Source organism: Mucilaginibacter sp., assembly GCF_039207105.1.
GTDB lineage: Bacteria > Bacteroidota > Bacteroidia > Sphingobacteriales > Sphingobacteriaceae > Mucilaginibacter.
In genome coordinates this window covers 44,023-55,470 of sequence record NZ_JBCECK010000022.1, presented here as the reverse complement: position 1 = coordinate 55,470, position 11,448 = coordinate 44,023, and the positions used below count along the sequence as shown (strand labels likewise).

Below are 11,448 nucleotides of genomic sequence, written 5' to 3'. Positions count from 1 at the left end.
GTAGACTGGTATTTATGGGTCCCGATATATTTAAGTGCCGCCATATGCTGCGGCATGGCAGCTGTTGGTAAGTTTTACGTCCTTCTTTATCTTTTATTGATGGCTTTTTACCTGATTTATGCGGCAATGCTTTTTTTTCAGAAAGATGGCGTACGCGATTGGGTAACTAAATATAATAAACCCAGTTTGGTTGAAAGTATGCAGGCCACCAAACCATATATTGAAAAAACAAGAGAGTTTTTTGGTTTGCTCATTATCACCGGAGCGCTGTTAATTAATTATTTTGCTGCTAAATAACCTTATCATGACCAGTGCATCAGATTTAATAACCATATTTTCAGATATCATCAAAGAAAATATTCCCGGCGATGCATGGAACTGGCTTTATGCACAGAAAAATCCTGCTAACAGTTATGATCTTAATTTGGCATTTGGCATAATGCCCCGAAAAACAGGTAAAACGTTGGTACAAATAACCAATCAGCAACAAGAGTTAATAAATGCTGCAAAGCCGGGTTTAAGTATTAATAGTTGGGCGGTAGACCGCCTTAGTCGTGTTTGGCTGTTGGCACAATATCAAGCCGATGATCAAAATACTTATTTCCGCACTATAGAGAATCTGTTTTCGGCAGCCGAGATGAATGAACAGGTAGCACTGTACTCCGCTCTTCCATTAATCTCTTATCCGGAATTATGGCTTAAGCGTTGCGCTGAGGGTATCAGGAGTAATATCGGCATAGTATTAGAAGCTATTATGTACCATAACCCTTATCCTGCAGAAAATTTGCCGGAGCCGGCATGGAACCAAATGGTTTTAAAAGCTTTTTTTACCGATAAACAAATTAATAATATATATGGATTAGATAGCCGGGCAAATACCGAACTTGCACGAATATTAATTGATTATGCCCGGGAACGCCATGCAGCCGGCAGGCAAATAAATGATATGCTTTGGTACCTGGTTCAAAAATTTGTTACCGAACAACAATTGAATAACATGAAACAAGGTCATTTTAATGATTAATTGTTTACTTTAAAAAAATACTAAAATGTGTTGCAGTCATCATACAGAGGAAAGAAGCGTACCGTTAGCGCAACCAACAGAAAAGTTTGACATGGATTTGATCAGGGGGATGAAATTTTTCGATCCTCATGTGCATATGACATCCCGTACTACTGATGATTATCAGGCTATGGCAGATGCCGGTATTGTTGCCCTCATTGAACCATCGTTCTGGCTTGGTCAACCGCGTACCGGACCCGATAGCTTTAAAGATTATTACAGCAGCCTGGTAGGTTGGGAAAGATTTCGTTCATCACAGTTTGGCATTAAACATTATTGCACCATCGGCCTAAATTCACGGGAAGCTAATAATGAACCCCTGGCCGAGCAGGTGATGGAAATGTTACCTTTATTTATCTATAAAGATGGTGTTGTTGGTATTGGCGAAATAGGATTTGATGACCAAACCGCTGCTGAAGAAAAGTATTATCGTTTACAGCTTGAGCTGGCAAAGGAATCTGGCTTACCTGTGCAGATCCATACTCCCCATCGTGATAAAAAACGCGGTACTCAACGCAGTATGGATATAGCTATTGAACATGGGCTTGATCCGGGCATGGTTATAGTTGATCATAACAATGAGGAAACTGTAAAAGAAGTATTAGAGAGAGGATTTTGGGCTGCATTCACTATTTATCCGTTTACCAAGATGGGTAATCAGCGTATGGTAGAAATTACCAAACAATACGGTCCGGAACGTATCATGGTCAATTCAGCTGCCGACTGGGGCATTAGTGATCCAATGGCTGTACCAAAAACCGCGGCCTTGATGAAACTTAATGGTATAAGCCTTGCCGATATAGAGTTAGTTACTTACCGTAATGCCATTACTGCTTTTGCTCAAAGTGGCCAAATCAATGAAGCTGATTTTGTTTCTGTGATTGACCAAAGTGCCAAATTTGAAGGAAATAGTATTTTACGCGGAGGCCAGCAACCTCGCATAGATAAATCATCCATCATTATCAGTTAAATACTTTGGAAAAAATACTGACCTATTTACGCATGATGCGGCCTGCTAACGTTATCACTTCGGTTGCTGATGTGTTAGCCGGGGCTGCTATAGCCGGTGTTTTTTCGGCAGAAGCTTTCAGCAATCACATTAAGGCCATAATTATGCTCTGCATTTCGACAGCTTGCTTGTATGGTGGCGGCATTGTATTTAATGATGTTTTTGATGCTGATATTGATAAAATTGAGCGCCCGGAACGTGCAATCCCGAGCGGAAAAGTAAGTTTACAGCAGGCTTCTGTACTTGGAAGTATACTTTTACTTTCTGGTATTATAGCCGCAGCATTCGTTAGCCCAACATCGGGTTTATTGGCCTTAGCAATAGCCTTCTTTGCGTTATTATATAACAAAATTGGCAAACATCACCCATTCTGGGGGCCACTGAATATGGGCTGCTGCCGGGGCTTAAATTTACTTTTAGGCGTTAGTATTATTGCCGGAGCTCTATTACAATGGTATTTTTTGGCCATTGTACCGATTATCTATATCTTTTCAATCACCATGATCAGCCGTGGTGAGGTACATGGTGGCAGCAGATCAAATTTATACATCGCGGCTGTGTTATATTGTATAGTAACGGGCTTTCTGCTTTGTTTTTCGTACCTCAATAACAAGTTGCTTTTATCGGCTATTATTCTGATCCCATTTTTATGGATGATATTTAAACCCTTATTCAGGGCAATTAAAAACCCAATAGGTAAAAATGTGGGAGGTGCGGTTAAGGCAGGCGTTATTTCATTAATATTGATGGACGCTGCCTGGGCAGCCACATTTAGTACCATTATCGCAGCTTTGATAATTGCTTGTTTACTACCTATATCTATTTTATTGGCAAAAGCTTTTGCGGTTACTTAATTAAATTCAAAACGTTCTTTATTATTTACATGAAGCACTTATCACAATCATTTTCTATCAAGTTTGAATATCAGGTTTATTTTACTGCTGATATTTTTAATAAAACCAATACGCTTCTTAACCATTTTCTGACTAACTCTGCCACATCTTCATCAAAACGCAAAATACTTTTCGTTGCGGATAAAGGTGTTACTGATGCTAACCCCAAATTGATCCGGGACATTCAGGAATATTTTTCACTTCATAGCCAAGTCCAACTCATTCAAGATATTTTAATAGTGCCAGGCGGTGAAATTGCCAAAAATGATCTTGCATACTTTAACCAAGTACTTGAGGCGGTTAATAAATATGGCATCGACAGGCATTCCTACATAGCTGCAATTGGTGGTGGGGCTGTATTGGATATGGTAGGTTATGCTGCAGCTGTTGCTCATCGTGGTATCAAACACATACGCATTCCAACTACGGTATTATCACAAAATGATTCCGGAATAGGCGTTAAAAATGGCTTCAATTTTTTCTCTAAGAAAAACTTTCTGGGAACATTCGTTCCACCTGTGGCGGTGTTTAATGATGAACTTTTTTTGAAAACGCTTACAGATCGTGATTGGCGTTCAGGTATTTCTGAGGCAGTAAAAGTTGCTCTATTAAAAGATGCTGAATTCTTTAACTGGATAGAGAACAACACCACAGCCCTGAATGAACGAAACGCGGATGCCATGAACTACCTGATATGGAAATGCGCACAACTTCATATGGAGCATATAGCAGGCGCCGACCCATTTGAAAGCGGATCGTCACGCCCACTTGATTTTGGCCACTGGAGCGCGCATAAACTGGAGTATTTGACCAATTTTGAAATGCGTCACGGAGAAGCTGTTGCTCTCGGAATTGCACTGGATACTGTTTATTCCAATCTTTCAGGTCGCATATCATCAGAGGAAAGCGATAGAGTAATACAAACCTTACAAAACATAGGCTTTGAAGTTTCACATGACTTACTGCAGGTTGACGGAGATAACAGCCCTATTTTGGCCGGCCTTGAGGAATTTCGGGAACACTTGGGTGGTCAGCTAACCATTATGCTGCTTAACGGCATTGGTCACGGTGAAGAGGTACATGAAATTGATATAGAAATATTAAAACAAGCCGGTAAAAAACTTTGCGATACAAAAAGCCTAAATTGCAATAATTAATACCATATGAAACTTACAGCTGGGCATTTAACTTATTGTACCAATATATATGCAGGCGAAACCTGGGCCGAACATTTTGATGCACTCAAACAGAGCTTTCCTGATATAAAACAACAATTATCGCCCAATGCACCAATGGGTATCGGCTTGCGTTTATCAAACCTGGCCAGTACAGAAATCGTGCAGCATGATAACCTGCAACAGTTTAAACAGTGGCTGCAACTTAACGATGGTTACGTATTTACGATGAATGGTTTCCCCTACGGAAGCTTTCATAACTCAATAGTAAAAGATCAGGTACATGCACCCGACTGGACAACCGCTGACCGTACCGATTATACCATCCGTATTTTCAACATATTGGCCCAGTTAGTACCAGAAGGCATGGCCGGTGGCATTTCAACATCACCTCTAAGCTATAAATATTGGTTTAATAAAGAAGCGGCGCTTAACGCAGCAAAAACAGAGGCGACCCAAAATATACTAAAAGTGGCAGCAGAACTGTATAAAATCAAACAGCAAACTGGTATCACCCTACATCTGGATATAGAGCCCGAGCCAGATGGAATACTGGAAACCGGTAAAGAGTTTATCAGTTGGTTTGAAGATATGTTACTACCACAAGGTATCGCTTTTTTTAATGATGAATTGCACCTACCAACTTCAATAGCCCAGGAAGTAATTAAAGAGCATGTGAATTTATGCTACGATATTTGCCACTTTGCTATTGGTTATGAGCCCCATGAGCTTATTATCAATGAACTTGATCAAAAGGGCATCAAAGTAGGTAAAATTCAGATAAGCGCTGCCTTAAAGGCAATATTTGACGCACCTACCGATGATAACCAGCTCATTTTACTTGAATTTGAAAAATTCAATGAGCCAACATACCTGCACCAGGTTATTGCAAGGCTTGCTGATGGAAGTTTGGTACGGTACACAGATCTTCCTGATGCATTAGCTGCTGCAGATAAACCGCAGGAATGGAGAGCGCATTTTCACGTCCCCGTATTTTTAGAAAACTTTGGCCTGCTGCAATCTACACAAACCGATATTGTTAAAGTGTTAGCTCTACAGGCTCAAAATGCATTTACCAATCATCTGGAGGTAGAAACCTATACCTGGGGTGTGTTGCCCGATGCGTTGAAAATCCCACTTACCCAATCCGTTATACGGGAGTTAGAATGGGTGAAAAACAAATTAATTAACTAATCAGTATTATGCATAAAACTGTTGTTATTGATATTGTAGGCTTATCCGCCTCCGTAATTGGCGAGCATACGCCCTTTTTAAAACAGTATATCGCCAGCAATAAACTAAGTACAATTGAACCACTTTTACCAGCGGTTACAACATCAGTACAATCCGCTTACCTCACCGGGAAATATCCATCTGAAAATGGTATTGTAGGCAATGGATGGTATGACCGTGTGGACAGCGAGGTAAAATTCTGGAAACAATCAAACAAGCTGGTGGCCGGAGAGAAAATATGGGATAAAGCAAAAAAGCAAGATCCTTCTTTTACCTCGTCAATGATGTTTTGGTGGTACAATATGTATTCTACTACAGATTATTCGGTAACACCAAGACCTAATTATCTGGCCGATGGTCGAAAAATGCCCGATTGTTATTCACACCCCGCCGAGTTTCGCGATATATTGCAGGAAAAACTCGGGCAGTTTCCGCTTTTCCAATTTTGGGGGCCGGGTGCAAACATTAAATCAAGTAAATGGATAGCTGATGCATCAATGTACACGGATGATCTGCATAACCCTACCCTTAGCCTGATCTACTTGCCGCATTTAGATTATTGCCTACAAAAATTTGGGCCAGACGTATCAAAAATTGCTCAGGAACTTAAGGAAATAGACGCTTTGGTTGAAGAACTGGTTACCTTTTATGAAAAGAAGGGAGCCCGCATAATCCTGTTATCTGAATATGGTATTGCTCCGGTAAATAATCCTATTCATCTTAACCGGATATTACGTCAGCATAATCTGTTACAAATACGTGTTGAGCGTGGTTTAGAGCTCCTTGACCCTGGTGCATCCAAAGCGTTTGTTGTCGCCGATCATCAATTAGCACATGTTTATATTAATGATCCGTCTGTAACCGAACAGGTTAAGGCATTATTAAAAGCTGTACCTGGCGTTGAATTGGTACTTGACCGTACTGAACAAGCTGTTTATCACATAGACCATGAGCGGGCCGGCGACCTGGTTTTGATGGCCGACGAGAACAGTTGGTTTACCTACTATTTTTGGCTGGATGATGCAAAAGCGCCTGATTATGCCCGGGTAGTTGATATTCACAAAAAGCCAGGGTATGATCCGGTAGAGATGTTTATGACGTCAAAAGCCCGTGCAGGGTATAAACTGCTCCGTAAAAAAGCAGGCTTAAGGTATGTGATGGACGTGATTCCACTGGATGCTACTTTGATCAAAGGGTCTCATGGACGGGTTGGTATAGCCGAAAAATATAAACCTGTGCTGATAACAAAGAGAAGCTTTTTGCAGGATAGCATTGCTCCTGTTGATGTTTTTGATATTATTTGGCAGCATCTAAATGAAAAAGACAATTAAGTATCAGCAACTTAATTGTTCATTATTAAAAGACTTATCCGGAATTTAAACCAAAATCCTACATTTGCCCTCTTTAAAACATAACTATGGAAAATTTTCAAAAATTAAAAGACCTGATTGCCGCTGCCGAAGTTGATGCTGCAAGTTTTTATGAAAAAGGCAATAAAGCAGCCGGTACTCGTCTGCGTAATGCAATGCAACAATTAAAAGTATTAGCTACAGATATCCGTAAAGAGGTAACTGAGAAAAAGAACGCATAACTAAAAGCATTAAGAACTCTTTAATAAAAGCCTGGCTAAAATTAGCCAGGCTTTTATTTTTCGCCAGCGATTGTCGCTGCAACACCCTACTATTGACGCATTTACACGTTATATTTTAGCAATCCATGCATTAAATTTGGAGTATGAAAGTTGTAAGAGTTCAATACACCACCCGCCCGGAATTTGCTGCTGTAAACCAGCAAAATATTACAGCCATAGTAAATGAGCTAAAAATGCTTAATCACTCTGGAATAAAATATACCGCCTGGCTACTGCCAGACAGTAAAACCTTTATGCATTTTGATCAGTTTGAGAATGAAGAAGCGCACCAGATATTACAAGAGCTTCTTTCATTTAAGAAGTTTGCCGACGAATTGTGGTCAAGCAACTTAGAGGTTGAACCCAATTTAGAACTACTGTCTGTAGTTGCGTCGACGGAAAGTTATTTTTAATAAAAAAGGGGTATTTCCGACAATCAATAAAATCGCAAATATCTAACTTAAGGTTATAGCTTTGGTATCTCAGGCCCGCTATAAGGATGTTCAAGTGCATGTATGATCTGCACTAACCGGTATCTCGCATTCTCATTTTGAGGATCCATCCTAATGGTTTCCAGGTTTCTTGCCACGGCTTCCTTAACCTCAAATTGTGTGGTTGCTCTATCAATCCGAAGCGTTTCCGGTAAGGTTGCAGTTTCAAAATATGCTATTAATTCCTGTTCTGTCATGCTGCAAAAGTAATAAACCCAAACAATAAGCCGATCTTAAATTCTACACATAGCCGGCATGGTTATATGTTCATTTTTTTCAACTCGCTCACCGCATGATCCACCGCTCTGGCAGTAAAGGCCATATACGTTAATGAAGGATTTACGCATGATGCTGACACCATGAATGATCCATCTGTTATGAAAACATTAGGTGCATCCCATACCTGATTCCATTTATTGAGTACAGATGTTTTAGGATCATGTCCCATTCTTGCCGACCCCATTTCATGTATAGCGCCTATATCTTTGCGCTGCTCAAAGCTTTTTATATTTTTAAGCCCCGATAGTTCAAGCATTTCTCTGGCATCTGCTTCCATATCAATTTCCATTTTACGTTCATTCTCTTTTAAGCCAATATCTACATTAAGCGTGTTCAATCCCCACTTATCTTTTAATTCTTTATTAATGCTTATTCTGTTTTCGCGGTATGGTAATACTTCACCAAAACTCACTATTGACATAGACCAGTTTCCAGGTTCGGTAAGTTCATTTTTAAGGTCGGCACCTATGCTAATTTCAGGTATTTCCCTGCTCCAGGTCTGTCTGCCAGCCCCTCCCTGGTAGCCAAATCCACGCAAATAATCGCGCTTGTCAGCAAAAAGATTCCTATAACGCGGAATATAGATGCCGTTTGCCCTGCGTCCAAAAGTATATTTATCCTCATAACCTTCCATAATACCAGAAGCTCCACCACCTACATGGTGATCCATAATATTATGGCCCAACTGACCACTACTGCTGCCCAAACCATCTGGCCATATATCTGTGGCAGAATGCATGAGTATCCAGGCGCTATTGAAAGTACTGGCATTCAGAAAAATAATTTTAGCGTTATAGGTATACGTTTTGTTATTTTCGGCATCAAGTACTTCTACTCCCGTTGCTCTTTTAGTATCCTTATTGTATAATACCCGGGTAACTATTGACCACGGCCTAACCGTTAAATTTTTGGTAGCCATAGCAGCCGGCAAGGTAGACGACTGTGTGCTAAAATACCCGCCAAAAGGACAACCAAGAATACATTTGTTACGATACTGACAATTTGTGCGCCCTTGTATTGGCACAGTTAAATTAGCCGTACGGCCTATGATCATTGCGCGTTTGCCCGCATATTGCTTTTTAATGCGTGCCGCCACATCTTTTTCCACACAATTCATTTCCATTGGTGGCTGAAACTGGCCATCCGGTAGTTGAGGCAATCCTTCCAAAGAACCACTGATGCCAGCAAATTTTTCCGCATGATCATACCAGGGTGCAATTTCTTTGTAACGCACCGGCCAGTCAATCGCTATTCCTTCTTTTGCATTAGCTTCAAAATCAAAATCGCTCCAGCGGTAACTTTGCCTACCCCACATCAGTGACCTCCCACCTACATGGTAGCCCCGGCGCCATTTATATGGTTGAACCTGAGTATAAGGATTTTCTGTTTCGTTAACCCAAAAATCGATATTGGATTCATTCAAGCCTCCAGCCTGATACAATACTGGATGATCTTTGATTTTGGCCTGAATTACACCATCATGATGTGGAAACTCCCAGGGAGCTTTCATAGCCGTTTTATAACCAGTTACATGTTCAATATTTTCGCCTCTTTCTAACATCAATACCTTGAGTCCTTTTTCAGTTAGTTCTTTCGCAGCCCAACCACCCGAAATTCCTGACCCAACAACAATGGCGTCGTAAGTGTAGTTATCCATAATTTATAATCGGTAGATTAATTGTATAAAAAACACAAAATAGCATTTTTCTAAATATCTGTCTAATTCTCGAGAAAGATCAATTGAAATAAGCTATAATTGACCATAACTATCTTCATTTTTGTATCTGAAATTACCAATCCAACTTCAATAGGTAAACACCTTGACGAGGTAATATTATACTTGTTTTTAAATGCCCCTTTATAACATTTTTGTTCTCAGGCTTACCGGCTATTTTTAATTGCCCGGCTTTTTCCAATTCCCGTATTTGCGCTTCAGTTGGGCTTTGTGGCGATCCCATTTTTTTCCAAACTTCATACGAATTGCTGTGTTCCTGATCAATACAATATTGGGTTATTGTGACTGCTTTAGCAGGTATATCATTAATTTGAATGTTGATGGTTTCGCCAGCATTCTGTATATCATCGTCATGGTAATTCCAAAGCATCACTGTAGCCGTTGCTTTATCTTTGGCAGCTAAAGCACCTATATCTGTGTTCAAACCCCTCACGCTTGAGTCAGCAATAGTTTGTAGCTCATGCATACGGTTACCTTTCACCTCTACCCTTTTGCCCTTCATCATACCAAACATCCTGAACACATTTAGTACGGGTTTATCAACTCCGTTTGTTGACAGATCCCGAAATCCATAAAACCAGGGCTGATCTTCAAACTCAAACGACCAGGAAACCGCGCCCATTAGATTCACCTTCAATGAATCTGCCAACTCATACACACGTGCAAATGATGCAGCTGTATAGCTGGAATACATAGTGCCGTTGCGATAAGCATTAGATGGATTGGTTGCCATACCACAAGCGGCACAGCCTTCCGGATCAGATTCACCAATAACAATCGGGATATTTTTAGTTTGAGGATAAGAGGCCACAATTTTAAAACCTTCCCTGATATCACGTATCTGCGGTGCCATATTCATCCTGACGCGACCATTAACCAAGGTGGGATTGCCTTTAGCATGAAAAGAAATAACATCAACAGGCGACCCAATTTTACCTGTTACATAGTTAGTACCGGATATACAATGTTCAATAAAGGCCTTCAAAAATCGCATACCGCTTTGGCTTGATCCTCCGGCTACTTCCGGTCCGCCAACCTTGGCAGTGGCCAAAGCTCTTTTTACACCATGCGCTGCATAATCATACATTTTAAAAAACTCGGTCATAGTACCTTTCCAATAGCTGATGTTGGGCTCATTCCAAACTTCCCAGTACCAGCTTTCAACTTCTTTTTTACCATATCGGCCTACCTCATGTTTTACCCACTGGTAAATCAGCTCTTCCCATTTATTATAATCGTTTGGCGGATATGCCCAGCCAGTATAAATTTCATTGTAATCATGCCCAGGCTGCCAGTGATGCCGATAAGGCTGTGGGTGCGATGATAAAGCTTCGGGCATAAAGCCAATCTGGGCATAAGGTTTTATGCCTAATTTGATATAAGTATCAAATATACTATCCACCAAGTGCCAGTCATAAACCGGTTTTCCCTGTGCATACTCCGTATAAGCATTGGTTGAGCCCCATTTTAAAGCAGCTTCTCCATTACCTGTATTTAACAGATTGTGTACGCGCATATGCACTGGAACCGGGCTCAATGCGGCCAATTCTGCAAGCAACTTTTTCCCATCTTTCATATAAGTATAGTTGGGCTCATCATGCCCGAACCATGCCCAAATCGGCTTCATATCTCCTGTTTCTTGTTTCAAATCAACAGAAATAGTTGCTGCCCCCTGAGCAAAAATATGGTGCGGGCAGAACAACAAAACAAGCAAAAACAAAAAAGTGTATACCGCTCTGGAACTCATGAATTAAGTTATATGGTGATAGATTAAACTGGCAACCGAAAATAATAATTAAGGATAATAAACAGCAACTCATAGAACACTGATTGTATATGTGTGATGTTATTGTTACAGCAAACAACGTTTATGATACCAAACCCAATCTTTAATATGATCAATCAGGAAACGAGCCACCTAAATAATCCAGAAAACCTTA

The 11,448-nt window shown here is 40.5% G+C and carries 12 protein-coding genes; 9 read left to right on the top strand and 3 right to left on the bottom strand.

Translation table 11 applies throughout. The features are described from left to right. The 9 genes from AAGC65_RS06945 to AAGC65_RS06905 all read left to right on the top strand — a co-directional run. A partial coding sequence (locus tag AAGC65_RS06945) for a transmembrane 220 family protein (RefSeq protein WP_343111701.1) occupies positions 1-297 on the top strand: 297 nt, incomplete at its 5' end. 7 nt (positions 298-304) lie between these two features. Next, the gene (locus tag AAGC65_RS06940) at positions 305-1,024 is read left to right on the top strand and encodes an EboA domain-containing protein (RefSeq protein ID WP_343111700.1); all 720 of its coding nucleotides are present in this window, start codon (positions 305-307) and stop codon (positions 1,022-1,024) included. A gap of 25 nt (positions 1,025-1,049) precedes the next feature. Continuing rightward, the gene (locus AAGC65_RS06935; protein ID WP_343111699.1) at positions 1,050-2,033 is read left to right on the top strand and encodes a TatD family hydrolase; all 984 of its coding nucleotides are present in this window, start codon (positions 1,050-1,052) and stop codon (positions 2,031-2,033) included. A 5-nt stretch (positions 2,034-2,038) separates the two neighbouring features. Beyond that, positions 2,039-2,926 (top strand): UbiA-like protein EboC, encoded by an 888-nt coding sequence (gene eboC / locus AAGC65_RS06930; RefSeq protein WP_343111698.1) that lies wholly within the window; start codon positions 2,039-2,041, stop codon positions 2,924-2,926. A gap of 29 nt (positions 2,927-2,955) precedes the next feature. Further along, positions 2,956-4,122, top strand: a complete 1,167-nt coding sequence (locus AAGC65_RS06925; protein ID WP_343111697.1) for a 3-dehydroquinate synthase — start codon at positions 2,956-2,958, stop codon at positions 4,120-4,122. Positions 4,123-4,128: 6 nt separating this feature from the next. Then, the gene (gene eboE / locus AAGC65_RS06920; protein ID WP_343111696.1) at positions 4,129-5,334 is read left to right on the top strand and encodes a metabolite traffic protein EboE; all 1,206 of its coding nucleotides are present in this window, start codon (positions 4,129-4,131) and stop codon (positions 5,332-5,334) included. Between the two features lie 8 nt (positions 5,335-5,342). Further along, positions 5,343-6,704, top strand: a complete 1,362-nt coding sequence (locus tag AAGC65_RS06915; RefSeq protein ID WP_343111695.1) for a nucleotide pyrophosphatase/phosphodiesterase family protein — start codon at positions 5,343-5,345, stop codon at positions 6,702-6,704. 86 nt (positions 6,705-6,790) lie between these two features. Then, positions 6,791-6,964: a histone H1 gene (locus tag AAGC65_RS06910; RefSeq protein WP_343111694.1), complete on the top strand. Its 174-nt coding sequence runs from the start codon at positions 6,791-6,793 to the stop codon at positions 6,962-6,964. Positions 6,965-7,107: 143 nt separating this feature from the next. After that, on the top strand, positions 7,108-7,416 hold the full coding sequence (locus AAGC65_RS06905; protein ID WP_343111693.1) for a hypothetical protein: 309 nt from the start codon (positions 7,108-7,110) through the stop codon (positions 7,414-7,416). A 53-nt stretch (positions 7,417-7,469) separates the two neighbouring features. Here the strand turns inward: AAGC65_RS06905 and AAGC65_RS06900 are convergent, their stop codons facing one another. From AAGC65_RS06900 to AAGC65_RS06890, 3 genes are all read right to left on the bottom strand, one after another. Next, complete coding sequence (locus AAGC65_RS06900) at positions 7,470-7,691, bottom strand: DUF6965 family protein (RefSeq protein WP_343111692.1); 222 nt, start codon at positions 7,689-7,691, stop codon at positions 7,470-7,472. A 62-nt stretch (positions 7,692-7,753) separates the two neighbouring features. Further along, positions 7,754-9,430 (bottom strand): GMC family oxidoreductase, encoded by a 1,677-nt coding sequence (locus tag AAGC65_RS06895; RefSeq protein WP_343111691.1) that lies wholly within the window; start codon positions 9,428-9,430, stop codon positions 7,754-7,756. 133 nt (positions 9,431-9,563) lie between these two features. After that, entirely contained in the window at positions 9,564-11,255 is a 1,692-nt protein-coding gene (locus tag AAGC65_RS06890) for a GH39 family glycosyl hydrolase (protein WP_343111690.1), read from the bottom strand. Positions 11,256-11,448 lie beyond the last annotated feature (193 nt).

Excerpts from the sequence above, each read along its gene's own strand:
- AAGC65_RS06940 (WP_343111700.1), top strand. The coding sequence starts at position 305 with ATGACCAGTGCATCAGATTTAATAACCATATTTTCAGATATCATCAAA.
- AAGC65_RS06935 (WP_343111699.1), top strand. The coding sequence starts at position 1,050 with ATGTGTTGCAGTCATCATACAGAGGAAAGAAGCGTACCGTTAGCGCAA.
- AAGC65_RS06925 (WP_343111697.1), top strand. The coding sequence starts at position 2,956 with ATGAAGCACTTATCACAATCATTTTCTATCAAGTTTGAATATCAGGTT.
- eboE (WP_343111696.1), top strand. The coding sequence starts at position 4,129 with ATGAAACTTACAGCTGGGCATTTAACTTATTGTACCAATATATATGCA.
- AAGC65_RS06915 (WP_343111695.1), top strand. The coding sequence starts at position 5,343 with ATGCATAAAACTGTTGTTATTGATATTGTAGGCTTATCCGCCTCCGTA.
- AAGC65_RS06910 (WP_343111694.1), top strand. The coding sequence starts at position 6,791 with ATGGAAAATTTTCAAAAATTAAAAGACCTGATTGCCGCTGCCGAAGTT.
- AAGC65_RS06905 (WP_343111693.1), top strand. The coding sequence starts at position 7,108 with ATGAAAGTTGTAAGAGTTCAATACACCACCCGCCCGGAATTTGCTGCT.
- AAGC65_RS06900 (WP_343111692.1), bottom strand. The coding sequence starts at position 7,691 with ATGACAGAACAGGAATTAATAGCATATTTTGAAACTGCAACCTTACCG.
- AAGC65_RS06895 (WP_343111691.1), bottom strand. The coding sequence starts at position 9,430 with ATGGATAACTACACTTACGACGCCATTGTTGTTGGGTCAGGAATTTCG.
- AAGC65_RS06890 (WP_343111690.1), bottom strand. The coding sequence starts at position 11,255 with ATGAGTTCCAGAGCGGTATACACTTTTTTGTTTTTGCTTGTTTTGTTG.